We start from the raw sequence: 25277 nt of genomic DNA, 5'->3' as shown, positions 1-25277 counted from the left end.
CGGGCTTGCCCGCTCCCACAGGGGGCGCGGGAACCCGGGGCAGTGCGCTGAACCTGTGGGAGCGGGCAAGCCCGCGAAGAAGCCAACACCAGAACAAGAGCCAGCCACAAAGGCCGGCCACTGCCTTGCGAGATGCTTCATGAAAACCCTGATCAAGGACAGTTCGCTGTCCGCCATCGTCGCGGGCTGCATCGCCACGATGATCTCTTACGCCGGCCCGCTGGTGATCATTTTCCACGCCGCCGAAGCTGCCGGGCTGTCCCACAAGCAGTTGTCATCCTGGGTCTGGGCCGTGTCCATGGGCAGTGCTGTGCTCGGTGCGCTGCTCAGCCTGCGCTACCGCGTGCCGGTAGTGATCGCCTGGTCGATCCCGGGCTCAGCGCTGCTGGTCACCGCGTTGCCGCAACTCGGTCTGGAACAGGCCGTAGGTGCCTACCTGGTGGCCAACCTGGTGCTGCTGCTGATCGGCCTCAGCGGTACCTTCGATCGCATCATCGCGCGCCTGCCGGGGTCCATCGCGGCGGGTATGCAGGCCGGCATCCTGTTCAGTTTCGGTATCGAAGTGTTCCGCGCCTTGCCCGTGCAGCCGTTGCTGGTAATGGCGATGTTCGTCACTTATGTGCTGATGCGCCGGCTACAGCCCCGTTATGCGGTGGCTGCGGTGCTGTGCGTGGGCACCCTGGTGACGGTGGCCAGCGGTGCGTTTCGCAGCGAGGCGCTGGTGCTGGAGCTGGCTTCACCGCAGTGGATCACACCGCAGTTCAGCCTGCCGGCGGTGTTCAGCCTGGCGTTGCCGATGGTGCTGGTGGCGCTGACCGGGCAGTTCATGCCGGGCATGGCGGTGCTTCGCAATGCGGGTTACCCCACACCGGCCAGCCCGTTGATCAGTGCCAGTGCCCTGGCCGGTATCGTGCTGGCGCCATTCGGCTGCCACGGGCTGAACCTGGCGGCGGTTACCGCCAGCCTGTGCACAGGCCATGAAGCCCATGAAAACCCACGGCGGCGCTATGTGGCGGCTGTTGCTGGCAGCACCCTGTACCTGCTGCTGGGCATCGCCGGCGCCACGTTGATGTCGCTGTTCACAGCCTTTCCCTCGGCGCTGATCGCTGCGCTGGCCGGGCTGGCCCTGTATGGCGCCATCAGCGAAGCCCTGGCCCGCAGCCTGGCAGAGCCGGCCGAGCGGGATGCGGGATTGTTCACTTTCCTGGTCACGGCTTCGGGGGTGGCATTCCTTGGCCTGTCGGCGGCGTTCTGGGGGCTGCTGTTTGGCCTGCTGGCCCACGCGCTGCTCAGGCTGCGCCAGCCACGTGCACGGGAGGTGCTGCGCCGCACCCCATGAGCTGCCGTGTTCCCAACGCTTTATCCATAAAAACAAGATCAAGAGAGCTTCGGAATGAATCACACCCCTTGCGTTGCCTTGGGCCTGACTTTGCTCAGCCAACCATTGCTGGCTGCCGACGGCGGTTTCTTCGAAGATTCGAAGGCTACCCTGAGTGCCCGCAACTACTACTTCAGCCGCGATTTCTCCGATATTGTCGGGGCCAACAAGCAGTCCAAGGCCGAGGAGTGGGCCCAGGGCTTCATCCTCGACTTCAAAAGCGGCTACACACCGGGTACGGTCGGCTTTGGCGTCGATGCACTGGGCCTGCTGGGCATCAAGCTGGACAGCAGCCCGGACCGCGCCAATACCGGCCTGCTGCCGGTGCATGGCGACGGCCGTGCTGCCGACGAGTACAGCCGCCTGGCGCCCACCTTCAAGGCCCGCCTGTCGAAGACCGAGCTGCGCGTGGGCGAACTGCAACCCAACCTTCCGGTACTGACCTTCAGCGACATCCGCCTGCTGCCGCCGACCTATCAGGGCGCCAGCTTGAGTTCGTCGGACATCGACGGGCTGACCGTGCAGGCCGGGCACCTGAAAAGCACCCACCTGCGCAACGAAGGTGGCGACGGCAAGATGAACGCGATGCTTGGCCATGTGCCGATGCGTCAGGCCCAGAGCGATGCCTTCAACTATGTGGGCGGGGATTATGCGTTCAATGCCAACCAGAGCAGCGTCAGCCTGTGGTACGGGCAATTGGAGGACATCTACGAACAGGGATTTGTCGGCCTCAAGCACAGCAAGCCTGTGGGCGACTGGGTGCTCAGTGCCAATCTGGGCTACTTCACCGCGCGTGAGGATGGCGATGCCTTGCTGGGCAACATCGACAACCAGGCGTTCTTCTCGATGTTCACCGCCCGACATGGTGGGCACAGTTTCCATGCAGGCTACCAGGGCATCTATGGCGACAGCCCGTTCCCACGGGTGTTCGCCAACATTTCGCCGCTGGGTAACGAGGTGCCGACCTATGAATTCGCTTACACCGACGAGCGTTCGTACCAGGTGCGTTACGACTACAACTTCGTCGCCATGGGGGTGCCGGGGCTGACAGCGACCGTACGCTACATCACCGGTAACAATGTTGATACCGGGCTGGGCTATGAAGGCCGTGATCGTGAGCGCGATCTGGATATCGGTTATGCAGTGCAGAGCGGGATGCTGAAGGGGCTGGGGATTCGGGTGCGCAATGCCATGGCACGCTCCAACTACCGCAGTGATATCGATGAAAATCGTTTGACGCTGGTGTACACCTGGCAGCTGTTCTGACAGGCGTACACAAAATGTCGAGCATTTCGCAGATCGCTATAGGAGCGGCCTTGTGTCGCGATGGCTGCACAGCAGCCCCATATCCCTTGTGGTTCGAGACAGCCGGGGCTGCTGCGCAGCCCATCGCGACACAAGGCCGCCCCTACACGGGAATTGCGTATCGGCATAGGTTGAGGGTAGCTTTCAGAAACCACTTTTCAGGGATGCTACCCTTGGACTCCATCACCCAAGCTGTACTCGGCGCGGCGCTGCAAGGTACCCTCCTGGGGCGCATCCAGGGCCGTCGCTCGCTGCTGTATGGCGCAGCACTGGGTACGCTGCCGGACCTGGATGTGATCATCCGCTACGCCGACCCGGTGTCGCAGATGACTTACCATCGCGGCTTCTCGCACTCGTTGTTCGTGCTCACCGGGCTGGCCCTGCTGCTGGCCTGGTTAGTCAACAAATGCTGGCCCGGCAAGGGGTACACGTTACCCAGGCTGTTCCTCGCCTTCTGGCTGGTACTTGTCACCCACCCGTTGCTGGATGCCTTCACGGTATATGGCACGCAACTGTTCTGGCCACTGCAGCCTATCCCCCAAAGCTGGGCCGCCGTGTTCATCATCGATCCAGTCTATACCTTGCCGCTGCTGGCGGCGGTCATCTACGCAAGCTTCAAGGGCGTTACCGGCAGGGCTACACGCTTGCTGACCCTGTCACTGGTGTTCAGTACCGCCTACCTGGGCTTCGGCCTTGCCGGGCGCATGGCAGCCGAGCAACGCTTCCAGGCGGCACTGGACCAGCAAGGTATCGTCGTGAGCGAGGTACGCGCCGTGCCCATCGCATTCAACAGCCTGGTCTGGCGCGTAATGGCCAAGACCCAGGATGGCGATTACTACGAAGGCATCAGCAGCAGCTTCGACCGGCAAGCGCCAGAAATGCAGCGCTTGCCGCGCAACCTGGAACTGGCAAAAGCGCTGGCAGGCGACCCTTTGCATCAACGCTTGCGCTGGTTCACCGGCGACTGGCTGCGGTACGACCAGATAGGCAATGCGTTGGTGGTCACCGACCTGCGCATGGGCATCCCGGGCAACTACACCTTCCGTTTCAACATGGCCCACCGCGACAACCAGGGCAACTGGATTGCCGATGTGCCTTCGGTGTGGGAGGGTGCCGGGCCTGGGTCAATGTTCAACAGCCACGACCTGGCGCTGATCTGGCGTCGTATCGTCGACCAGCAGCCGCCTTTGCCGCTGGAGGCCTGGACCGACCGGTACCTGGGGGCAGGTGCGGTCGAACGCGGGCGCTGAGGCATGCGTTCGGCCGGGCTGGACCTGGTCAAATGGACAGCGATGCTGACCATGGTCACCGACCACCTGCGCTTCATATGGCCTGAGGCCGATGGCTTGTTCGTGATTGGCCGGCTGGCGTTTCCGCTGTTTTGCCTGGCCATTGCGGTGAATGTGGGGCGTGCCAGGGCAAAGGTGCTCCATACCCGCGCCAACCTACGCTACCTGTCGCTGATGCTGCTGTTCGCGGTGCTCTCGGAGCCCGCCTATCGCTGGCTGGACAGTGGTTCACAGACGTTCAGTGTAATGCCGACACTGGTACTGGGGTTGTTGGTTGCCTGGGGTGTCCAGCACCCACTGTGGCCGGCGCGCGTACTTGGCCTTGCGGGCCTGCTGGCAGGGTGGTTGTTCAGCGAGCAATTGATGTACGGGCTGCCGGGGGTGTTACTACCTGGCGCCTGGCTGATGGCACGCAGGCAGGGTGGGGTTGCCTGGTTGCTGCCTTGCCTGATGGCCATTGGCGGCAACCTGACCAACACCTGGTTGCGCGAGCATCTTCTGGCGCCCATTACCCTGCTGACGCTGGCTGCCGCTGCGCTGGCAGTTCCTGTCGGGTGGCTGTTGTTGCGTCATGATGCCTGGCGGATACCTGCCGTAGGGCGTTGGGGCTACCTGTTCTATCCCGTGCACCTGCTGGTGATCAAAAGCTTGTCTTGAGGCTTAGCGTTCCTGGCGGATAACACCTGCGCTGTACCTGGGGCGCGGCCGCTCGCCAAACGCTGCAGCGTCGCCGCTTGCAATTCCCAGATCCATACCCATCTAAACCGGCCGCACCACACTCAGGAACCTGTCATGGAACCCAACCGCTTCGGCGATATTGCCGCCTTCGTCAGCGCCGCGAAGGCCGGCAGCTTCACTGCCGCCGCTGCCAGCCTGGGCCTGACCCGGTCAGCGGTAGGCAAGAGCATTGCTCGCCTGGAGGCCCGCATGGCGGTGCGTTTGCTCAATCGCACCACGCGCAAGCTGAGCCTGACCGACGAGGGCCTGGTGGCATTCGAACGCTGGCGGCAGATACTGGATGACCTGGACGAGGTGGAAAGCGCCATGGCCCAGCGCCGCGGTAAGCCTACAGGCACCTTGCGCCTGACTGCGCCGCTGTCGCTCGGCCAGCGCCATGTGCTGCCGGTGCTGGACCAGTACCTCAAGCAATGGCCGGAACTGCGCGCAGACATCCGCTTCACAGACCGCTTCGTCGACCTGGTCGAGGAGGGCGTAGACGTTGCGGTGCGCATTGGCGCACCCAAGGAAGACTCGCAGCTGTTGACCCGCACGGTGGCCTGGCAGCAGTTCGTCACCTGCGCTTCGCCCGCGTACCTCGAAGCGCGAGGCGTTCCCTTGGTGCCTGCCGACCTTTATGGCCACGACAAGATCGCCTTCCTCGCGGGCGAGAAAGCCATGCCTTGGCGCTTTGACACTGAAGCAGGCCTGCACCTGTGCGAAGACCCTGGGCGGTTGAACATCGACAGCTCGGAGGCGATGCTCGACGGCGCCCGGGCCGGCTTCGGGCTGATTCACCTGCCCACCTACATCACCGGTGACGACCTGCGCGCCGGCACCCTGGTCGAAGTCCTGCACGCCTACCGGCCACCGGCGGACCCGATTCGTATCGTGTACCCGAGCAAGCGCCACCTGTCCCCTCGGGTACGCGGTTTCATTGACTTGTTGGTCGCCAGCTGGGAATCGGGCGGGCCCTGGGAGCACTGACCTGGTGTAGTGTGCGTGTGTTTTCAGCGACTATTTTTGCGTACTGATAAAAGTGTGAGTGGCCAGTTGGCTTCAGATCGCCCAAGATGGAGCGTGAAGATGCCAGTCGATCGACTGGCGGCTCAACCATCCCGGTAAACGCACCAGCCAGCATTCGAGGGTTTAGAGTATGTCTAACAGACAAAACGGAACGGTCAAGTGGTTCAACGATGAGAAGGGGTTTGGCTTCATCACTCCCGAGGGCGGTGGCGACGACCTTTTCGTCCACTTCAAAGCCATTGAATCGGAGGGCTTCAAGTCGCTGAAAGAGGGCCAGAAGGTGTCTTTTGTTGCCGAGAAGGGACAGAAGGGCATGCAGGCTGCGCAAGTGCGCGCCGAGTAAGTTGCCCGAGTGTCCGGTACGCCCAGGCGTGCCCGGCCGCAGGAAGACGGAGCCCGTGGAGGGCTCCGTTTTTCGTATTATCGGTAAGCGCAACCTTCGCCAGCGCCCATGGCCTGGTGCAGAAACGGATAATCTGTATAACCTTCGGGCCCATTGGCATAGTCGAACTGTGCCCGATGTTCGTTCAGAGGCGCTTGCGCCCGCAGCCGCTCTACCAGGTCCGGGTTGGCAATGTAGCTGCGCCCGAACGCTACGGCATCGATCAAACCACGCCCAATCAAGTCTTCGCCTTTCTCAGCAGTGTAGGCACCCGCAGCAATGATAACGCCCGGATAGGCAGCGCGGATCGCCTGGCGGAACTCGTCACGCAGCGGCTTGCCACCGGCCCAGTCCGGCTCGGAGAGGTGCAGGTAGGCGAGGTTGCGCTTGGCCAGTTCCCGGATCAGGTATAGCCCTGCGGCCTCTTGGTCTTCGCCATTGTCCACGCCATTGAACCCGCCCAGCGGGAACACGCGGATACCCACGCGCTCGGCGCTCCAGTTGGCAATCGCCGCGTCCACCGCTTCAAGCACGATGCGCGCCCTGTTTTCGATGCTACCGCCGTAGCGGTCCTCGCGCTGGTTGGCGCTCGGGGTAAGGAACTGGTGTAGCAAGTAGCCGTGGGCAGCGTGCAGTTCGATGAAGTCGAAGCCGGCTTCGCGGGCGTTGACCGCTGCCTGGCCGAAGTCGGCCACGATGCCAGCGATTTCGTTCTCGCTCAGTGCACGCGGTGCGGAGGTTTCAACGCGTACCAGGTTGCCTTGCTCGTCGCGCAGGGTGGTGCGGGCGTCGGCCGGTAGCGCCGAGGGTGCAACAGGCGCTTCGCCACCGGGTTGCAACGAGGTATGCGATACCCGGCCGGTGTGCCACACCTGCACGGCGCTGTGCCCGCCTTCGGCGTGAATGCCTGCGTTGATGTGCCTCCAGGCGGCGATCTGCTCGGCACTGTGAATGCCGGGCGAGCCGGAATAGCCTTTGGCCTGGAAGGAGATCTGGGTGGCTTCGGTGATGATCAGCCCGGCGCTGGCACGCTGGCGATAATACTCAGCCATCATGGTGGTTGGCACATCACCCGGCTCAAGGCTGCGCAAACGGGTGAGGGGTGCCATGAACACACGATTGGCCAAGGTGAGCGGGCCGACTTGCAGGGGTTGGAAGAGTCTCATTGCAGCTCCAGAGGTGAAAACCAATGGTGCGCACGATACCGGGATGATTGGGGAAAGGGGGGACCGGAAGCCCGGCGCAGGGCTCCCCAATGGTGTTGTCAGTACCGGCCTCTTCGCGGGTACAAGCGGGCGATCAGCTACGGGCCAGCCGCCCGCTTACATAGTGCGCCACATCATTGAACCCCGGCGTGGACGCATGCCCCGGCGTCACCAGCGAATCGATGAACGCTTCGTCCTCTGCCGTGATCTTCACCGCCAACGCACCACCATAGGTATCCCACTGCTCCTCGGTACGCGGCCCGACAATCGCCGAGCTCACCGATTGGTTGTTCAGCACCCAGGCGATGGCAAATTCGACAATCCCCACGCCCTTGGCCGCTACATAAGCCTGAAGCTGCCGAGCGATGGCCAGCGACTCCTGGCGCCACTCCACCTCCATGATGCGTTTGTCCTGGCGGCCGGCGCGGCTGCCGGCATCGGGCACAGCACCCGGTGCATACTTGCCACTGAGTACGCCCCGGGCCAAGGGGCTGAATGGCACCACGCCCAGCCCGTGTGCGGCGGCTGCAGCCAGCTGCTCTGGCTCGGCCTGGCGGTTGACGATGTTGTACAGCGGCTGGCTTACCACGGGCTTCGGCACACCCAGTCGCTCGGCAATGTGGCAGACCTCGGCAATGCGCCAGCCACGGAAGTTGGACACTCCCCAGTAGCGGATCTTGCCTTGGCGCAGCAGGTCGCCCATCGCCTGTACGGTCTCTTCCAGTGGCACCTTGTGGTCTTCGCGGTGCAGGTAGTAGATGTCCAGATAGTCCATGCCCATGCGCGTCAGCGTGGCTTCCAGCGCGTTGAAGATGTGCTTGCGTGACAGGCCGCTGCGGTTTGGCAGGCCCTCGGCCGGGCCGAAACCGACCTTGCTGGCGACGATCCAGTCATGGCGATGGCGCGCCACTGCTTCACCGACGATCTCTTCCGAACGCCCGGCGTTGTACACGTCGGCGGTGTCGATGAAGTTGATGCCCTGGCCCCAGGCCTTGTCGATGATGCGCAGGGCGTCTTCGGTGCTGGTTTGCTCGCCGAACATCATGCTGCCCAGGGTAAGGGCGGAAACCTGCAGGCCACTGTGGCCGAGGGGGCGGTAGATCATGCGCGTGAGTCCTTTTGCAGTCGGCTGATCCCGCTGTTTTACACACATCCGCCAGGCATTGAAAGGCAGCATTCAGCCGATCAGCGCTAACGCCTCCTGCAGGCTCAACGGGCGCTTCAGGCGCTGCGAAAGCGTCGCCATGGCATCGGAATACCCTTGGGCGATAACCGCCTCGACCCTGTCATCCACACACTGCAAGGCAATGAAATCGCCTTGTTCCGGCCCACCGACGAACTCGATCCGGTTCCACTCCCGCGCATGGCCGAGCACTTCATAGGTACGACCGTGCTGGTAGGTCCAGAAGAAGGGTACATCGGCGTAGCGGCGCTGCTCGCCGAGCATGTTGGCGGCGGCGATCACCCCGTGTTGCTGGGCCAGGCGCCAGTGTTCGATGCGCACCGGGCGCCCCGAGAGCGGGAACGTGGCGATGTCACCGGCGGCCCACAAACCGTCGGCGGCGCGCAGTTCGGCATCGACCCGCAACGACTTGTCCTCGCTCAGCGGCACGCCCTGAAGGAAGGCGGTGGCCGGTTGCACGCCGGTGCCAAGCAATACCACTGGCGTTTGCAAGCGTTCACCGTTGGCCAACAGCACCGCCTCGATTTTGTCCCGGCCTTCGAACCGCTGGACCTGCGTGGGGCCATGGAAGGTGACGCCTCTGCGCTCATGCAGTTCGCGGATGCTGCGCCCGATGCGATCGCCTAGCTGCTTGGCAAGCGGGACCTCGTGGCGAGTCACTACATGCACCTGCACGCCGTACTCGTGCAGGGCCGAGGCCGCCTCCAGGCCGATGAAGCCATCCCCTACGATCACCGCCGGCTGGCCGGGCTCAGCTGCATCGAGCACCTGTGCGGCATCCTCCCGCGAGCGCAAGGTAAACACGCCCGGCAAGTCGACGCCGGGGATGTCGGGGCGCAGTGCCTTGCCGCCGCTGGCCAGCAGGCAGGCGTCGTAAGTGATTTGCTGGCCGTCGGCCATCATCAGTTGGCGTTTCTGGCTGTTCAAGCTGCGCACCTTACCGTGCTTACGCTCCAGCTGGCCCTTGCGCAGGGCGTCAGCTTCGAGCAACGCTGGCACTTCATCGGGCGCCATCTGCCCGGCGATCACGAATTTGCTCAGCGCGGTACGGTCGTAGGCCGGCTGGCGTTCCTGATCGATCCACAGCAACCGGCCAGCGAAGCCATGGGCCAGCAGAGTGGCAACTGCGGCGCTGCCGGCGGCACCGGCACCTATCACAACGAAGCAGCGGGCGTCGCTGTGCCTGGGTGGGTCGATGATGGGCAGCGGTTGGTCATCGACCCAGACTGCATCGTCCTTCACCCAAGCCTTGTAGCGGCGCAGGTCAGCCAGCGCAGGGGGTTCGCAGACCACCCCGTCATCGACGGCGAATGCAGCCTTGTGCCAAGGGCAGACCAGCAGGCCGCCGCAGACCACGCCTTCGTCCAGCGGGGCACCTGCGTGGGGGCAGTTGCCCTGGTAGGCATGAACCTGATTGCCCTGGCGGATGAGGATGAGCTCTTCATTGCCGGCCTGGACGCGCAGGGGGCGGTGTTCGTCGAGTTGGGCCAGGCTGGCCACGGCGTGCTGGGTCATGGAGTTCTCCAAAGGGGCCTTTGGAACCATTTGACGCTTGGGTTGGGGAGGGGATGCGTTGATCTGACGACCGGCAGAGCCGGGCTTGGGGCGCTACGCGCCCCATCGCCGGCAAGGCCAGCTTCCACAAGAAGACAGTTGCTCCCACAAGTTGACGCCAAATCACTACGTTGTTCTATGAGAGCAGGTTCAACTGGCCCGTGCAGAACTCAGCGCACCTGCCCGTGTGACACGCAGGGCCACCAGGCTACCCAGCACGATCAGCGCTGCCAGCGAGTACAGTGCGGCGTCGGTGGAGCCGGTCTGATCCTTGATAAACCCCACCAGGTACGGGCTGAGGAAGCCTGCCATCTGGCCCACGGAGTTGATGATCGCCAGGCCAGCGACTGCTGTGCCGGCGCTGAGCAGCGTGGTAGGCATGGGCCAGAACATCGGCAGGCCGGTCAGCGCGCCCATGGTGGCGATGGACAGGCCTAGAATGGCAACGGCCGGGTTGCCGGCGAAGTTCACCGCAATCAGCAGGCCAACGGCACCCATCAGCATCGGCACCACCAGGTGCCAGCGGCGCTCGTTGCGCAGGTCCGCCGAGCGGCCGCAAAGGATCATGAACACACCGGCCAACAGGTACGGGATCGCGCTGAGCCAGCCGATCAGCAGCGGGTTGTCGAAGCCCATGCTCTTGATGATCGACGGCAGCCAGAAGTTGATCGCGTAGACACCACTCTGGATACAGAAGTAGATAAAACCAAAGGTCCAGATCAGTGGGTGGGTCAGCACCGCGAGCACACCCTCGCCGGTGGTGGCGGGCTTGCTTGCTGCGTCGGCCTCCAGGTCGGTGGCGATCATCTGGCGTTCGGCCGGGCTTAGCCAGGCAGCTTTCTGGTAGCTATCGCTGAGCAGGAACACGGCCAGCACCCCGAGGGCAACAGTGGGCAGGCCCTGGATCAGGAACATCCATTGCCAGCCGGCCAAGCCATGCTGGCCGGCGGCGAAGTGCTGGAGGATCCAGCCGGAAAACGGCCCGCCGAGCAGGCCCGACACCGGGATCGCCGACATGAACAGGGCCATGATGCGTCCGCGACGGGCGGCCGGGAACCAGCGCGAAAGGTACAGCACCACGCCCGGGAAGAAGCCTGCTTCGGCAGCGCCGGTCAGTAGCCGCAGGGCGTAGAATTCGGTCGGGGTAGTGACGAACAGCAGGCAGGTAGACAGGCTGCCCCAGGCAATCATCATCAGCGCAATCCAGCGCCGCGGGCCAAAGCGGTTGAGTGCCAGGTTGCTTGGCAGGCCGCAGAGCACATAACCAATGAAGAAGATGCCGGCGCCAAGGCCGTACACTGTTTCGCTGAATTTCAGGGCGTCGAGCATTTGCAGCTTGGCAAAGCCGACGTTGACGCGGTCCAGGTAGTTGAACAGGTAGCAGATGAAAATGAACGGAATCAGCCGCAGGGTGATGCGCCGGTACAGCGCGTTGCGGGTGATGTCCGTGCCTTGGTCAGGGGCTGGGCTGTGTGCCATGATCGGGTTCTCTGTTGTTATGGTTTTTGCCGCGTCGCCTGTTCCGGCGCTCGCTCTGACGAGTCTCGGGGACTGCGGCTAGCCTGTCTTTGTGCTTTTGCACAGTGCCTGGTTCAGGCTGCTGTGCCCGAGCCCAAAAGCCTAACCCCTAAAGGACCACGCAATGTTCGAACTCGACCATGACCTGGCGCAGGATATCGTTGACCGGGCGATGGCCATCTTGCCGTGCAACGTCAATGTCATGGACAGCCAGGGCTTGATCCTGGGCAGCGGCGAACCGGAGCGCATCAACACCCGCCACGAAGGGGCGCAACTGGTTTTGGCGAACGGCCGAATTGTCGAGCTGGATACCGACGCTGCCAAATGCCTGAAGGGCGTGCAGCCCGGGGTGAACTTGCCACTGATGCTCGATGGCCGGCTGATGGGCGTACTGGGCCTGACCGGTGACCCGCAGCAGGTGCGCACCTATGGGGAGCTGGTACGCATGACCGCCGAGATGCTGTTGGCCCAGCGCCACTTACAGGCTGACCAGCAATGGCGACGGCAGCGCTGCGATGATCTGCTGGCGTTGTTGCTGGGTGGTAGCGGTGATTCACCTCGGCTGCTCGACGAAGCCCGGCAGTTGGGCCTGAAGCCTCAACTGCCACGGGTGCCGGGCCTGTTCGAGCTGGCCTCGGGGCCCCCTGCCGAGGCGTTGTCGGCGTGGTTGATGAGCCGGTACCCGGACAGCTGGTGTGTCAGCCCGGCCCGCCAGTCATTGCTATGGTGCCGGCCAGCCGGTGTGGCACTGGATGAGTCGCGCCTGCTGGAGCGCCTGCAACGCCATGGCTGGGACGTGGAGCGGCTGGCCTTGGGCAGTGCCGCGCAAAGCCTGGAGCAGCTGCGCCGGGGCTACCGCCGGGTACGTGACTTGCTGGCCTATGGCCGCGAGGTGTTGCCCACCGAGCGCTTGCTCAGCCTGCAGCGCTACAGGCTGCCGGCGCTGTTGTGGCGCCACCGCAACGATGACGCGCTGGATGAGCTGCTGGAGCCGCTGCAGCGCATTCGCGCCAGGGACAACAGCGGGCAGTTGCTCACCACCCTGCGTGCCTGGTGTGCCCACGACGGTCAGAGCCAGGCCTGTGCCGATGCCCTGGGTATCCATCGCAACAGCCTGCGCTACCGCCTGGAGCGGATTGCCGAGCTGGGCGAGGTCGACCCGCTACGCATGGAAGGGATGCTTAGTTTGTATCTGGGGTTGCAGCTGTTGCCAGCAGATTGACGCGATTCCCGTAGGCGCAGCCTTGTGCTGCGAAAGGGCGGCTCAGGGCGAAAAACCCGCTCCGACCATGCGGGCCTCTTCGCAGCACAAGGCTGCTCCTACAAGGCCGGAAAGCAGTTACGAAGGCATCCGCCCAAACAACCCGTCCGGCGTTTTGTGCATTTGACCGAGGCCCCCTTGCCGAACAGCTGTCAGCATGCCGCTCATCAGGATAGGAGAATCCCCATGAAGATCGTCATCGCCCCCGACTCGTTCAAGGACAGCCTCGACGCTGCCGGTGTCGCCCGCGCCATCGCCGCAGGCCTGCGTGCAGCATGGCCGGGCGCTGAACTGGTTGAGTGCCCGATGGCCGACGGCGGCGAGGGCACCATGGAGGCAATCCTGGCCGCCAGCCACGGCGAACTGCGCCGCCAGGCCGTGCGCGGGCCACTGGGGCAAACCGTGGAGGCCGGCTGGGGATGGTTGCCAGAAAGCCGCACGGCAATCATTGAAATGGCCCAGGCCAGTGGCCTGCAACTGGTACCAACCGGCCAGCGCGATGCTTGCCGCAGCAGCACCTGGGGCACCGGCGAGCTGATTGCCGCAGCCCTTGCCGCCGGTGCGCAACGGGTAGTGCTGGCCATCGGCGGCAGTGCCACCAACGATGCCGGCAGCGGTATGTTGCGTGCACTCGGCCTGCGCCTGCTGGACGCGGATGGGCAAGCGCTGGAAGAGGGCGGCCTGGCCCTGGCCAAGCTGGCCCGCATCGACGCCAGCGACCTCGACCCACGGCTCGCCGAAGTGCAATTTGAAGTGGCGGCCGACGTCGACAACCCGCTGTGCGGCGTCAACGGCGCTTCGGCGATCTTCGGCCCGCAGAAGGGGGCCAACCCGCAGCAGGTGCAGGCGCTGGACCAGGCGCTGGGCCATTTTGCCGACCATTGCGCACAGCTACTGGGTGAGGACGTGCGCGATTACCCAGGGTGTGGCGCCGCCGGTGGCATGGGCTTCGCGGCGCGGGCCTTCATGGGCGCACAGTTCCGCCCTGGGGTGGAGGTAGTGGCCGAGCTGGCCGGCCTCGATGCATTGGTGCAGGGGGCAGATCTGGTGGTGACTGGTGAAGGCCGTTTCGATGCCCAGACACTGCGAGGCAAGACGCCGATGGGGGTGGCCCGGGTAGCCAAGCGTCATGGCGTGCCGGTGGTGGTGCTGGCCGGGACTTTGGGTGAGGGTTATCAGCAGTTGTATGACCATGGGGTCGATGCTGCATTTGCGTTGGCCAGCGGGCCGATGAGCCTGGAGCAGGCGTGTGCCGATGCTGCGCAGCTGCTGCAGGCGCGGGCTTGTGACATTGGTCGGCTGTGGCACGTTGCAAAGCGAACATGAACATCGTGTAGGAGCGACACTAGGCCGCTCCTGCAAAAGCTTCACTCCTGCGTCTCGAACATGGCAATGAAGTTGGCCAGTGCTGGCGAAGCGTTCTGGGCGTTCCATTTCATGTACAGGCCGATCCCGGGGGCGGGTTGCTCATCGATAGGGCGGATCGGGCAAAACTGCACGCGTTCGCGCGGGGTTGAGCCAACGAACGAGGCCGGTACAAGGGCCACGCCAAAACCGCATGCCACCAGGCCCAGCAGTGTATGGATCTGCGCCGCCTCCTGCACGACCTTGGGATGAAAACCCGCCGCCTCGCACAGCGCGATCAACTGCGCGTGATAGCCACCGCCCAAGGCTGGCGGGGTGAATACGAAATCCTCATCGGCAAACTCGCGCAGGTCGACTTCCCGCTGTTGCGCCTTGGCGTGGCTGGCGGGCATGGCCATGACGATCTGCTCATCAAGCAACAACCGTGCTTCAAGGGTGCCAGCCGGCAGCGGCAGCCTGCGCATGAAGCCGATATCCGCCTCACCGGCCAGCAAAGCCTTGGCCTGCGACGCGGATGGCATCTCGCGAATGGTCAACTGCACGTTCGGGTAAGTCTCGCGAAAACGGCGCAAGCTGCCAAGTAGCGAGTCGTAATAGGCGATGGAAATGGCCGTGATGGTCAGCTTGCCGCTGACCCCTGCAGATACATTACGGGCGTACTCGATCCCCTTTTCCAGCTCAGCCAGCGTGCGGTAAGACGCGTCGAGAAACGCTGCACCCGCGGCGGTCAGGCGCACCCCGCGCTTGTTACGCAGCAGCAGGCTGAAACCCAGTTTTTCTTCAAGGCGGTTGATGGCCTGGCTCAGCGGCGGTTGCGCCATGTGCAGGCGCTCGGCGGCCTTGTGAAAGTGCAATTCTTCGGCCACAGCGATGAACTGCCTGAGCAAACGTGTTTCGATCATTCAGCATTCCTGCAGCATGGCCAGTTGGCGGTGATATCCAGGAGATATCAAACGTGCATGCTTTTAATATTAAGTCATAGATTTGATTGTTGATATCGTAAAAAGGAGAATTGAAGGTAGTCTGAAATGCCCGTCACAAAGCCTTTCCATAACAAAGTTGCGGTCATCACCGGTGCCGCACAAGGCCTTGGCCTTGCCTATGCCATGGCGTTGGCCGAGCGCGGCGCGCGTGTAGTCATCAGCGATTTGGGCACCGACAGATCCGGGCAAGGCCAGGACGCCTCGGCGCTCGAACATGCACTGACGGCCATGCGAGGCAAAGGTTTTGCTGTGGTTGGACACGCCGGCCAACTGGAGAACGAGGGCACCTGCAAGCAACTGATCGCGCTGGCTATCGAGCATTTCGGTGCGCTGGATATCCTCATTCACAATGCCGGCTGGGTCGACTACCAGCGTATCGAGGATCAGGAAGCCGCCTTTCTGCAACGAGCGCTGGGCATCAATGTGCAGGCGCCCGTGTGGCTGGCCAAGCATGCCTGGCCGCACCTCAAGCGCTCCGCAGCGCCGCGGGTAGTGCTGACGACCTCGGACCGGGCCATGTACCAGCGCTATGCGCAGCCTGGCCTGGTGGCCTATGCCGCCGGCAAGATGGCCCAGGTCGGCATCATGAACGCCCTGAGCATGGAGGGCCAGGAGCACGGCATCCTGGTCAATGCCATTTCACCGGTCGCGAAAACCCGCATGTGGGGCATCAGCCAACCGCCAGAAGAACTGAAACCCGAGTGGGTCACGCCCGGCGTGCTGTACCTGGCCAGTGCGCTGTGCCATGACACCGGCTACATCTTGCGCGCCAGCAACGGCCAGTTCACCGCCACCCGCTTCAACGAAAACAGCGGCGTCAGCTACCCCCGGGACCTGGGCCGTGTGCAGGCCGCTGACCTCGCGCAAGTGGCCGAACGCTGGAACCGCATCAAGGAATGCAACTACGTGCCGGTCAAAGTCGCCAACACGTGCGCGGACCTGGGCGAAAGCCTGGTCTGGGATGAGCGCACCGGCGCGTTGTACTTCGTCGATATTTCTGGCGGGCGCATCAACTGCCTGACAGCCGATGGCGACGTCCACACCCTTTACGCGTCAGCCGCGCGCATTGGCGCGCTGGCGTTGACCGACCGGGGTAACCTGATTTTTACCGAAGACGCCAGTGTGGCTATCTTCGACGTGCCGGCGCGCAAGGTGAGCCAGCATTCGGCATCAGTCCATCCGCGCTCGACCTACCGTTTCAACGACGGTGCTTGCGACCCGCAAGGCCGCTTCGTAACTGGCCTGATGGACGAAGTACCCAGCGGCAATACCGGGGCACTGTTCCGCTTCGACGGGCAGTTGAGCGACCAGGTGATCCATGACGACATGGCGTTGCCCACTGGCCTGGCCTGGTCGCAGGACGGCCATACGGTGTACTTCGTCGATTCGGCGGCGCGTGCCATCTACCGCGCCGAGTACCTCGTCGAAGGCCGGCTTGGCGCGGTCACGCTGTTTGCCGAAACCCCGGCCGAACTGGGGCGGCCGGATGGTCTGGCCCTGGACCGCGAAGGCGGGCTGTGGGTGTGCCAGTACCATGGCAGCTGCCTGCTGCGTTATGACCGCCACGGCCACCTGACCGACCAGGTGTTGATGCCGGTGCCATGCCCCACCAGTTGCTGCTTTGGCGGGCCCGGTTTGAACACCTTGTACATCAGTACCGCGCGATTCGACATGAACCCCGAAGAACTGCACCATTATCCCGATGCGGGCGACCTGTATGCCATTCGCCCGGAAACTGGCGGCGTTGCCCGGCACAGCTTCAAGGAATAAGCCGTGGCGTCTGGCTGGCCGGTAAAACGGCCAATTCGCCAAAGCGCTGGGCCGAGTCGATATAGCGCAAGGCCGACTTGGCGTCTTTCCAACCCACATAGCTCATCAGCGACTTCAGTTCCCAGCCATTGGCGGTTGCCCAGGTGGCGAAGCCACGCCGTAACGAGTGGCCGGTATACAACGCCGCCGGAACCCCGGCACGCTCCAGCATGCGCCGCAGCAGGCCGACCAGGCTGTTGCTGTTGAGCGCGCTGTCACCGAGGTTGCCCCAGCGGTCGAGCTTGCGGAACACCGGCCCATGGGCAATGCCGGCGACCTCCAGCCATTGCAGGTAGGCCGTGACCGGGCACAAGGCTTTCAGGGCAGGGGTGCGATGTTGCACGCCCAGGGCTTCTCGGTCGCCCTTGCTGCGCGGCAGGAACAACGTGATACCGACACCGGCTTCAGCCTGGATATGCTCGATGCGCAGGCGCGCCAGTTCATCACCGCGAAAGCCACGCCAGAAACCCAGCAACAGCAGCGCACTGTCACGGCGGGCCCGGCGCAGGGCGGCCAGGTCGTGATGTTCACGTGCCTGGCGGGCCTCCTCTTCGAAACAGGTCACCGCAGTTTGCAGGTGCTGCAACAACAGCGGGGCTGCCTGCTTGGGCGGCGTCGGGTGCAGGGTGCGGATACCGCGGAGCACCTGGCGCACCAGCGGCGCCTTGGTCGGGTCGGGGAAGCCTTGGGCGACGTGCCATTGGCTGAGCGCAGCCAGGCGCTGGCGCAGGGTGCTGACAGCATGCTGGTCGGCGTGGTCGACCAGGTAGCGGGCAATACTCTCGGCGGTGGCCGGCAGAAAACCGCCCCAGTGGGATTCAAAGTGTTCGATGGCAGCCTGGTAGCTGCGCCGGGTGTTGTCACGGGTGGCGGCGCGAAGGTAGCGCTCGATATCGGTCATGGTGCGGGTGTCGGTGGGTGATGGGTACACGATAAACCGAATCAAGGGATATTGCATGCCAGCGCGGTTTCTGTAGGCGCAACGCGTCAGCTGGGGTCAGTGGGGCAACCATAGTCGGCCTGGCCAGCACCGCGGGTCAGCGCCGGTGTGCGCATTACACGCATGCTTTCTCCTCGACGCCATTGAAAGGCGGATATTCGTGCAACTGCGCCGGCGACAGTGGCCGACTGAAGTGGTAACCCTGGGCGATATCACAACCGGCGAGCTTGAGGCACACCACCTGTTCGCGGGTTTCTACGCCTTCGGCGACCACTTCCAGGCCCAGGCGCTTGGCCAGGATGATGGTGGAGGACACGATCGGGCTGTCATCAGGGCTGTTGGACAGTGGCGCGATCAGCGATCGATCGATCTTCAGCTTGCTCAATGGCAGCGAATGCAGATGGGCGAAGCCGGCGTAGCCGCGGCCGAAGTCATCCAGGCTGATGCCCAGGCCCGCGCCGCGCAGTCTGTGAAGGTGCGCCACGGCCGTACCTTCGGGGTCGAGGATGGTGGTTTCGGTAATTTCCAGCTCCAGCCGCTGCGGGGCAATGGCATACCGTTGCAGTTCGCTCAGCAGCCGCGAAGCGAAATCGCCTTGGCGCAGTTGCAGGGCAGATACATTGACGGCCAGTCGTGTTCCCCGGCCTTGGGCGTCCCAGCCCGCCAAAGCCTCACAGGCCAGGCGCAACACCTCCCAGCCCAGCTCGACAATAAAGCCGCTGCGCTCTGCCAGGTCGATGAAGCGGTCCGGGTACAGCAGGCCAAATTCGGGGTGGTCCCAACGCACCAGCGCTTCATAGCCCAGTACCTGTTGGGTGTCGAGGCGGATTTGCGGCTGGTAGTGCAGCACGAATCGGCGCTCGGCCAAGGCGCTGCCGAACGCCTGTTCGAGGGTGAAGGCCTGGATGTCGGCCAGGTTCAGCGAGGCGTCGAAGAAGCGGTACTGGGCCCGACCGGCCTGTTTGGCTGAATACATCGCGGCGTCGGCACTGCGGATCAAGCTGTCGATGTCCTGGCCATCGCGCGGGCAGATGCTCACGCCCACGCTTGGGCTGGTGTTGACCTCCTGGCCGTCAAGGGCATAGGTGGCCGACAACCGCTGGACCAGCTCACGGACCCAGGCATTGATCTGGTCTTCGCTGCGTTCGCCCGCCAGCAACACCACAAATTCGTCGCCGCCAAAGCGCGAAGCCTCGTCGCCGGGCTCCAGCAATCGCTGGATGCGCCCGGCCACGGCCTGTAGCAGGAGGTCGCCGATCTTGTGCCCGAGCGAATCGTTGATCGACTTGAAGCGGTCCATGTCGATGAACAGGATCGCCATCAACTGGCGCTTGCCACGCTGGCGGGTCAGCGCCTGGCCGGCCACCTCGACGAACTGGCGGCGGTTGTGCAGCCCGCTGAGGTGGTCGGTGGCGGCGGCATGGCTGCTGCGCCGGTGTTCGTCCTCAAGACGGCCGATAAGTTGCTGGTTTACCTGCTGGGCATGCTCCAGTGCGCTGAAGGCCTCCTGGCGCTTGCGCAAAAGACGCAAGGTCCATAGCAGGCTGGCGATGATCATCAGCGTCATGCTCAGGTTCAACCAGAATTGTCGGGAATAGGCCAGGGCCGAAGGTGCGAGGATGTCCTCCTGGCGCTGGCTGACCACTACGCTGAACCCGCGCTCTGGCACATGTCGGTAGAGGCTCTGGTACGCACCGCCGGCCGCGTATTGGGTGAGCAGGCCAGTGTTGCTACCGGTATCTGGCAGTTCTGGCAGCAACACATCGCCGGCGCCCACCACGCCGCTGGTGTCTATGCGCAGCCGCTCCAGGCCGTCATCCTGCAGCAGGCGCACCAGCCCGCTGCTACCCAGATCGATATGCTGAAACAGCACCGCCAGGTAGCCGATGTCCAGTTGGACAACCAGGATGTTTTCGATTTCGCGGCCGGGCAGGTCGGTCAACGGCAGCAGAAAGGGCAGCCGCCAGTCGGGCAGGCCGGCCTGCTGGCCCGGCGGCTGCACGTTGGGTAGAAAGGGCTTGAATCCATAACGGGCTACGTGCCTTTGCAGCTGGCGTAACCAATCCTCGGGCAGCGCGGTGGCTTCGTCGGTATGGCTGGCTGACAACAGCCGGCCTTGCCGGTCGTAAAGGCTCATGCGCTTGAACACCGGGTCTTCGGCCAGTATCCGCGCCAGGCTGAAATTGCCCTGGCGCAGCACTTTCATGTCGTCCTGGGTGACCCGGCCAACGGCCTGGGCGCGGTCGACCAACTGGCGCAGGCTTTCGCCCACGATACTGGCCAGGTTCAAGTGCTCGGCGGCCTTGGCCGACAACGCGTCCTGGCGGGCAGCGGCTTTCTGCGTCATGTGCAGCCCCCACAGAAAGGCGAGGGTGGCGGCACACAGCATCAAGATCAGCAGTCGCAGGAGGCTGGCGGAGGAAAGCGAACGGCGTATCACTGCTGATAGTTCCCGACCCTGGGTGATGCTCCAAAAATACGACAAGGAGGTGACAGGTTGATGACTAATGGCTAATTGCCTTTAAGGGTTTCCTGTATGTGCCAGGGGCGCCTGCAGGCGTGCGGTTTCTTCCTCGATGTAGCTCATCAGTGCGCTGATTTCGGCATCGCCCAGGCGCATGTTGGGCATGGGCAGCCGGTTGTACTGCTCGTACAGCAGCATGGCCAAGGGGTCTTTCTCTGCGAGCATCTGGTCGGGCGCCTTCAACCAGCGGGTCAGCCAGCTGGCGTCACGCTGTCGGGTCACCCCCAGCAGGTCCGGGCCAATACCGGGCTGCCCTGGCTCGGTGTTACCCAGGGTGTGGCAGGAGGAGCAGCGGGTGCGGAAGATTTGCTCACCACTGCTGGGTGGCCGTATCTCGGGGGCCTGGGCGTAGTCATTGCTCATGGCGCTGGCCTGCTTCCAGTTGTGCAGGCTGTTGCCCAGCCGGTCCGCGAGAATGTACGGGCTTTCGAAGGGCGAGGCTTTCATCCAGCGGCCGGTGGCCTGGTTGCCGATGATAAGGCTCAGGTTGTGGTCTCTGGAACGGCCGTTTTCCAGGCCTTCAATCCACAGCCCCAGGCTACGGCGCAATTGCTCGATGTCGTCGGGCTCGCCGGTGAGCAGCGTCCAGCCAGGGCCGATGCCGAATTTTTCGGCGTAGCGCTTGAGGGTAGCTGGGGTGTCGTTGTACGGGTCGATGCTGATGGAATAGAAGTAAATGTCCTTGCCGACCCGGTCACCCAGAACCTTCTGCACCTGGCGCAAGCGCGCGGTTTCCACCGGGCAGGAGTCGGAGCAGCCGGTGAAGATGAAGTTGATGGCGACTACCTTGTCCTTGATCAGGTCGTCGAAGAAATGCACCTTCTCGCCGTCCTGGGTAAGCAGCGGGATATTCGGGAAGTAGCCGGCGCCCCAGGGGCTTGCGGTTTCTTCGGCCAACGGTTGTTGCGGCTGCAGTGGCCATAACGGAATGCTGGCGGCAAATACCGCGAGCACCAGCAGGAAACGCCATGAGCCGGGCATGATGCGATCCTCGTTGTTGGGTAAAAGGGGCCGCACAGCGACCCCTGCATTGCACTCACTGGTATTTGACTGGCGCTGTCACCGTTTGCCCCAGCGTCGATTTCACGGTAACTGTCGCGGGTGTGGCCGGGCCAAAGCCGGTAGTGGTCACAGACACCCGCCAGCGGGCGCCCGTAGTCGCGGCCGTCAGCGTGGCGTTGCCCAGGCTTACCGGGCCGCCGGTGGTTGCCGCAGTCACACTGATGCTGTTGCCCGTGGCGACCGTGGTCGTCCCCTGCACATCCCAGGTGAAGCGGTTGCCACTGCGCACCTGCACCGTGGCACTGCTGACCTGGATCTGGTCGACCGCCGCCGCCGCAGTCACAGCGATGCTGACTGTGGCCGGGGTCAACGACTCGGCCCCCTTGGCATCGCGCGCCGTGTAGTTGAAGCTGGCAGTGAACGGTGTGGCGAACGTGGCAGGTGGGGTGTAATTCACCAGGGTGCCGTCGGTGCTGACGGTACCCTGACCGGAGTCCGGCTGGGTGAGACCGGTCACGGTCAGCGGTACGTTGCCGTCCGGGTCGGAGTCGTTGGCGAGCACGTTCAGGGTGATAGGTTTGCCAGCGGTAGTCGCTGCACTGTCATTGGCTGCGACGGGGGGCTTGTTGGCCGGGTCATCGGTGTCGTCATGGCCTTTGGTACGGAAGGTGGGCAGGCCGACCGAAGCCATGTATTGCACGCCATCCCAGCCTGGCAGCGGGGTTGGCATCACCTGGAACTGCCCCGGGTGCTCAATGTCCCAGCGCAGCAGCATGGACGAGTCCTCATGCTGGGTGTTGTGGCAGTGCTCCATGTAGGTGCCGGCGAACTCGCGGAAGCGGATGGCCATTTCCACCTCTCCCGAAGAATCGGCTTCTGGCCCGATCCGGTACACGTCTTTGCGCGCCCATTTTTCCCATTCCGGTGGCGCCTTGCCGTCGCGGCTAAGAATCACGCCTTCCTCGAAATGCACGTGCACCGGGTGGCTCCAGCCATTGCCGCCGTTGACGATTTTCCACACCTCCAGGGTGCCGTCGCCGCTGAACCCACCGTCGGTGGACTGGTTGGCCAGTTGCGGTGCCGCACTGATGCGTCGTGGGTCCATGCTGTAACCAAAGCCGCCATCGGTCTTGATGGTCCACGGGCTGGTGTCGGTACCGTCGGAGCGGCCAAAGATGAACGCGCGGTGGCGGGCATCCTTGAGTCTGGCCTGGTCGGTCGCGGCGTTGCGGTCAATGGGCAGTGGCAGCATTTTCAGGCCTGCGGCCTTGCCTGGCTTGGCGGGCTCGTAGGCCACCGGGTCCATGCTCAGGTCCTGGCCGGTGTAGGGCTGCACCAGCAGTTGCAGAAACTTGCCGACTGCTGGGTCGCCTTTGTCCCACTGCGGGCCTTTGTTGGTCTGCTTGATCACGGCTTTGTACTTTTCCGACAGCACGTCGGCCAGCGAAATCGTACCTTCCGGGCCCTTGCCGGTGCGATGCTCTTCCAGGTTGACGAAGTACAGCTTGTCGCCTGCCTTGATGCCATTCTTGGCAAAGTTGATGATGATGTCGTAGCGCTCGGCGATGCCTTGCAGCGGCAGGATGCCATGGTTGTCCTGCAGGTTGCCGTCGCCGTTCAGGTCCATGGTCCCGTCGAAGGGCACGGCGTGTTCCATGATGTTGCCGTCGTTGGCGATCATGTGGAACGGCACCCGGGCATACGACAGGTTGGAGCCGGAGGGGCCTTTGAACTCCCCACTGGTACCGGCAATTTCCCGCACCACGGCAAACTTGAAATAGCGCGACACCGAGCCGTTGAGGATGCGGAAGCGGTAGCTGCGCGCCCGCACCTTGAGCCTGGGCTGGTACTGCCAGTTGACCAGAATCTGGTCACCGAGGAAGCCATCGGTGTTGAACGGGTTGAACCACAGCTGGCCGTTGGCATCCCAGGCCTTGTCGGCAATCACCAGGTTGACGTCGTAGTCACGGTTACCCCATGGCATGCCGGAGCCACTGGGGAAGCGCAGGTTGACGCCATCCTGCAGCGCCTCGTTACCGCGGTCCAGGGCGCTGTAGTAGTTCATCATCACGGCGTTGCCCTTGTAGACGTTCTGTGCCGTGAAATCCATCATGTGGTCGTGGAACCAGTGGGTGCTCATGGTTTCACGCCAGTCGCCGCGAATCTTGATGCTGCCGTTCTGGCAGGCTTTCAGGCCCGGCGTGCCGTCGTTGACGAACAGGGTTTCGCCCGGTGAGCAGGGGAAGGCTGCCCGCGGATCCTGGGCACGGGTGTTGATGGTGTCGTAGCCGGCCAGTTGCACTGGCCAGCGGTAGTCGTAGTACTGCCCCGGGAAGAAGTAGGCGTTGGCGAAGCCATCGCTCTCTGCCGGGGAGTGGCCATTGTGCTCGTGCGTCGAGATGGTGTGCAGGCCAAAGCCACCGTTGGCCGAGGGGTCGATGGGCAAGGCGTTGTAATGGCGCATCAGGATCGGCTGGCCGTAACGCACCATCAGCAGTTTGGGCGGGAAGGTGCCGTCGAATGTCCACAGTGATTTGTGGTTCTGCAAGGGCATATTCGGGTGAAAGCGCGTGTCAATGCCCTTGGTGGTGCCCAGCGTAGTGGGGATGTCGGAGGTCTGGTAGTACAGGCCGCCGGGTGCAAACTCGCCAGACGCATAGTTATGCAGCTGTTTGCGATCACGCAGACCGAGGTTGATACGCGCCCCGGCCTGGGCGGTCTTGAACGCCGCCTGCGGGTAGAACTCGTTCCAACGCTGGTGCGACCAGGCTTTTCCTGGTGGCCGGCCTTCAGCAGGCGAGCCGACCGGCTGGCGGTTGAGGAACATTTCGATCTGCGCCTTCCAGGGGTTGCGGTCCAGCACATTGGCGTACTGGCTCGGGTACGGATACAGGCCGGGCTGCTTGAGGAACGCTTCCAGGGCCGTACCACTTGGCCCGCTGCGCGCGACGACGTTGGGGTCCTGCGCCGGGGCCGCGCCGAGGGTGGGGACGGGAAAGGTAAGCTCCGGCGCCGGCGCCGGCGTGGTCGGGTCGAGCTTCTCTGGCCCGAATTCTTCGAACAGCAACAATTGCTGGGTGAAGGGTTGGGCTCCGAACAGTGGGCTGGGTTTGCCGTTGGTGGGGTACCTGTCCGAGGTTTGCAGTGCAGGCGGCAGCACGTTGTCTATCCGCACTGTATCGCGGTCGCCGTGCGCGCCATCGACCAGCTCCAGCGCGCCTTCGTTGGCTTCGGGCAAGGTACTGAGGTTGAGCAAGGCCGGAGTCGGGTCAGCCGGTTGCTCGGTGTAGGCCGATGGATCGGTCGGCGGCGGCTGACTGTTGTCGTCAAGGGGCGAGGCCATGACCGTGATCAGCCCGAGGCTGACCATCAGCGCAGTGACTGAAGAAAGCTGGAATGCGTACCTAACAGGGTGGATCACGGCATGTGTTTTCATTGCCTTGTGCCTCGCTCGCGGCTGCATGGCTCTAAGCCATCAATGGCGTTTTGCCCGATAAAAGGCCCTGAGCAACGGCTGTGCCAACAACTGTTTCAGTAATGCTTTGTTAAACAAATCCTTGTGGCACCTGAGGTGCGCTAAATGACGGGGCGTCAAGAATGGGTATAAGTCCCCACTGGCGGGGACCCAATGCCCACTGGATGGGTGGATTGGGGCGTGACACACCCGGCGCGCTGCGGTATATGTGTGGGCTACCAAGGGGAGCCCGGCAAAGGGCTGAGAAACCGCTGAACGCTGCAGCGCGGTGACCCTTCGAACCTGATCCGGATCATGCCGGCGAAGGGATGGGGCTTGTAACCTGCCTTTTTGCCGGCCTCACTGCGAGGCCCGTCCATGT

Annotated in this window: 18 protein-coding genes, 1 pseudogene and 1 riboswitch; of the genes and pseudogenes, 10 read left to right on the top strand and 9 right to left on the bottom strand. The window is 63.5% G+C overall.

Translation table 11 applies throughout. The features are described from left to right. Positions 1-139 precede the first annotated feature (139 nt). From ACK1VC_RS04870 to ACK1VC_RS04845, 6 genes are all read left to right on the top strand, one after another. Positions 140-1339 carry a benzoate/H(+) symporter BenE family transporter gene (locus tag ACK1VC_RS04870; protein ID WP_016487223.1) on the top strand — a complete coding sequence of 400 codons (1200 nt, stop codon included), beginning with the start codon at positions 140-142 and terminating at the stop codon, positions 1337-1339. Positions 1340-1393: 54 nt separating this feature from the next. Further along, entirely contained in the window at positions 1394-2644 is a 1251-nt protein-coding gene (locus ACK1VC_RS04865) for an OprD family porin (protein ID WP_191086610.1), read from the top strand. 212 nt (positions 2645-2856) lie between these two features. After that, positions 2857-3933, top strand: a complete 1077-nt coding sequence (locus ACK1VC_RS04860) for a metal-dependent hydrolase (protein WP_016487221.1) — start codon at positions 2857-2859, stop codon at positions 3931-3933. A 3-nt stretch (positions 3934-3936) separates the two neighbouring features. Beyond that, complete coding sequence (locus tag ACK1VC_RS04855) at positions 3937-4629, top strand: TraX family protein (RefSeq protein WP_023047414.1); 693 nt, start codon at positions 3937-3939, stop codon at positions 4627-4629. A gap of 135 nt (positions 4630-4764) precedes the next feature. Then, entirely contained in the window at positions 4765-5676 is a 912-nt protein-coding gene (locus ACK1VC_RS04850) for a LysR family transcriptional regulator (protein ID WP_023047413.1), read from the top strand. A 169-nt stretch (positions 5677-5845) separates the two neighbouring features. Beyond that, complete coding sequence (locus ACK1VC_RS04845; RefSeq protein WP_023047412.1) at positions 5846-6058, top strand: cold-shock protein; 213 nt, start codon at positions 5846-5848, stop codon at positions 6056-6058. Positions 6059-6135: 77 nt separating this feature from the next. Here ACK1VC_RS04845 and nemA read toward each other — a convergent pair whose 3' ends face one another. The 4 genes from nemA to ACK1VC_RS04825 all read right to left on the bottom strand — a co-directional run bounded on the left by nemA (position 6136) and on the right by ACK1VC_RS04825 (position 11518). Further along, positions 6136-7263 (bottom strand): alkene reductase, encoded by a 1128-nt coding sequence (gene nemA, locus ACK1VC_RS04840; RefSeq protein ID WP_060517837.1) that lies wholly within the window; start codon positions 7261-7263, stop codon positions 6136-6138. A gap of 133 nt (positions 7264-7396) precedes the next feature. Continuing rightward, complete coding sequence (locus ACK1VC_RS04835; RefSeq protein ID WP_016487217.1) at positions 7397-8407, bottom strand: aldo/keto reductase; 1011 nt, start codon at positions 8405-8407, stop codon at positions 7397-7399. 72 nt (positions 8408-8479) lie between these two features. Then, on the bottom strand, positions 8480-10000 hold the full coding sequence (locus ACK1VC_RS04830; RefSeq protein WP_095115358.1) for an FAD-dependent oxidoreductase: 1521 nt from the start codon (positions 9998-10000) through the stop codon (positions 8480-8482). A gap of 189 nt (positions 10001-10189) precedes the next feature. After that, positions 10190-11518: an MFS transporter gene (locus tag ACK1VC_RS04825; protein ID WP_060517828.1), complete on the bottom strand. Its 1329-nt coding sequence runs from the start codon at positions 11516-11518 to the stop codon at positions 10190-10192. A 163-nt stretch (positions 11519-11681) separates the two neighbouring features. On the opposite strand from ACK1VC_RS04825, the gene ACK1VC_RS04820 reads away from it, so the two are divergent. Then, entirely contained in the window at positions 11682-12779 is a 1098-nt protein-coding gene (locus ACK1VC_RS04820; protein WP_016487215.1) for a sugar diacid recognition domain-containing protein, read from the top strand. 225 nt (positions 12780-13004) lie between these two features. Then, entirely contained in the window at positions 13005-14144 is a 1140-nt protein-coding gene (locus ACK1VC_RS04815) for a glycerate kinase (protein ID WP_191086608.1), read from the top strand. Positions 14145-14185: 41 nt separating this feature from the next. On the opposite strand, the gene ACK1VC_RS04810 is transcribed toward ACK1VC_RS04815, so the two are convergent. After that, a complete protein-coding gene (locus ACK1VC_RS04810; RefSeq protein WP_197884215.1) occupies positions 14186-15085 on the bottom strand; it encodes a LysR family transcriptional regulator in 900 nt (299 codons plus the stop codon). 126 nt (positions 15086-15211) lie between these two features. Between ACK1VC_RS04810 and ACK1VC_RS04805 the strand changes: the two are divergent. Both ACK1VC_RS04805 and ACK1VC_RS04800 read left to right on the top strand, forming a co-directional pair. Further along, positions 15212-15781, top strand: a pseudogene (locus ACK1VC_RS04805) (SDR family NAD(P)-dependent oxidoreductase); the annotation flags it as partial. A 45-nt stretch (positions 15782-15826) separates the two neighbouring features. Then, the gene (locus tag ACK1VC_RS04800) at positions 15827-16936 is read left to right on the top strand and encodes an SMP-30/gluconolactonase/LRE family protein (RefSeq protein WP_224372564.1); all 1110 of its coding nucleotides are present in this window, start codon (positions 15827-15829) and stop codon (positions 16934-16936) included. Here ACK1VC_RS04800 and ACK1VC_RS04795 read toward each other — a convergent pair. The 4 genes from ACK1VC_RS04795 to ACK1VC_RS04780 form a co-directional block, all read right to left on the bottom strand. Further along, a complete protein-coding gene (locus tag ACK1VC_RS04795; protein WP_080683618.1) occupies positions 16926-17933 on the bottom strand; it encodes a site-specific integrase in 1008 nt (335 codons plus the stop codon). The two genes, ACK1VC_RS04800 and ACK1VC_RS04795, sit on opposite strands and share 11 nt — an antisense overlap. 97 nt (positions 17934-18030) lie before the next feature. Further along, complete coding sequence (locus ACK1VC_RS04790; RefSeq protein WP_096426087.1) at positions 18031-20355, bottom strand: putative bifunctional diguanylate cyclase/phosphodiesterase; 2325 nt, start codon at positions 20353-20355, stop codon at positions 18031-18033. Positions 20356-20436: 81 nt separating this feature from the next. Further along, the gene (locus ACK1VC_RS04785) at positions 20437-21420 is read right to left on the bottom strand and encodes an SCO family protein (protein ID WP_191086606.1); all 984 of its coding nucleotides are present in this window, start codon (positions 21418-21420) and stop codon (positions 20437-20439) included. 55 nt (positions 21421-21475) lie between these two features. Continuing rightward, a complete protein-coding gene (locus ACK1VC_RS04780) occupies positions 21476-24877 on the bottom strand; it encodes an Ig-like domain-containing protein (RefSeq protein ID WP_095115366.1) in 3402 nt (1133 codons plus the stop codon). A gap of 250 nt (positions 24878-25127) precedes the next feature. Next, a riboswitch (TPP riboswitch) is annotated at positions 25128-25242 on the top strand. The last annotated feature ends 35 nt before the right edge of the window (positions 25243-25277 follow it).

The organism is Pseudomonas sp. XP2, from assembly GCF_053557975.1.
Note: the sequence above shows the minus strand (reverse complement) of the source record. Positions and strands in the feature narration are given on the sequence as shown.

Excerpts from the sequence above, each read along its gene's own strand:
- ACK1VC_RS04850 (WP_023047413.1), top strand. The coding sequence starts at position 4,765 with ATGGAACCCAACCGCTTCGGCGATATTGCCGCCTTCGTCAGCGCCGCG.
- ACK1VC_RS04820 (WP_016487215.1), top strand. The coding sequence starts at position 11,682 with ATGTTCGAACTCGACCATGACCTGGCGCAGGATATCGTTGACCGGGCG.
- ACK1VC_RS04825 (WP_060517828.1), bottom strand. The coding sequence starts at position 11,518 with ATGGCACACAGCCCAGCCCCTGACCAAGGCACGGACATCACCCGCAAC.
- ACK1VC_RS04830 (WP_095115358.1), bottom strand. The coding sequence starts at position 10,000 with ATGACCCAGCACGCCGTGGCCAGCCTGGCCCAACTCGACGAACACCGC.
- nemA (WP_060517837.1), bottom strand. The coding sequence starts at position 7,263 with ATGAGACTCTTCCAACCCCTGCAAGTCGGCCCGCTCACCTTGGCCAAT.
- ACK1VC_RS04835 (WP_016487217.1), bottom strand. The coding sequence starts at position 8,407 with ATGATCTACCGCCCCCTCGGCCACAGTGGCCTGCAGGTTTCCGCCCTT.
- ACK1VC_RS04810 (WP_197884215.1), bottom strand. The coding sequence starts at position 15,085 with ATGATCGAAACACGTTTGCTCAGGCAGTTCATCGCTGTGGCCGAAGAA.
- ACK1VC_RS04800 (WP_224372564.1), top strand. The coding sequence starts at position 15,827 with ATGTGGGGCATCAGCCAACCGCCAGAAGAACTGAAACCCGAGTGGGTC.
- ACK1VC_RS04795 (WP_080683618.1), bottom strand. The coding sequence starts at position 17,933 with ATGCAATATCCCTTGATTCGGTTTATCGTGTACCCATCACCCACCGAC.
- ACK1VC_RS04780 (WP_095115366.1), bottom strand. The coding sequence starts at position 24,877 with ATGAAAACACATGCCGTGATCCACCCTGTTAGGTACGCATTCCAGCTT.
- ACK1VC_RS04845 (WP_023047412.1), top strand. The coding sequence starts at position 5,846 with ATGTCTAACAGACAAAACGGAACGGTCAAGTGGTTCAACGATGAGAAG.
- ACK1VC_RS04870 (WP_016487223.1), top strand. The coding sequence starts at position 140 with ATGAAAACCCTGATCAAGGACAGTTCGCTGTCCGCCATCGTCGCGGGC.
- ACK1VC_RS04865 (WP_191086610.1), top strand. The coding sequence starts at position 1,394 with ATGAATCACACCCCTTGCGTTGCCTTGGGCCTGACTTTGCTCAGCCAA.
- ACK1VC_RS04785 (WP_191086606.1), bottom strand. The coding sequence starts at position 21,420 with ATGCCCGGCTCATGGCGTTTCCTGCTGGTGCTCGCGGTATTTGCCGCC.
- ACK1VC_RS04815 (WP_191086608.1), top strand. The coding sequence starts at position 13,005 with ATGAAGATCGTCATCGCCCCCGACTCGTTCAAGGACAGCCTCGACGCT.
- ACK1VC_RS04855 (WP_023047414.1), top strand. The coding sequence starts at position 3,937 with ATGCGTTCGGCCGGGCTGGACCTGGTCAAATGGACAGCGATGCTGACC.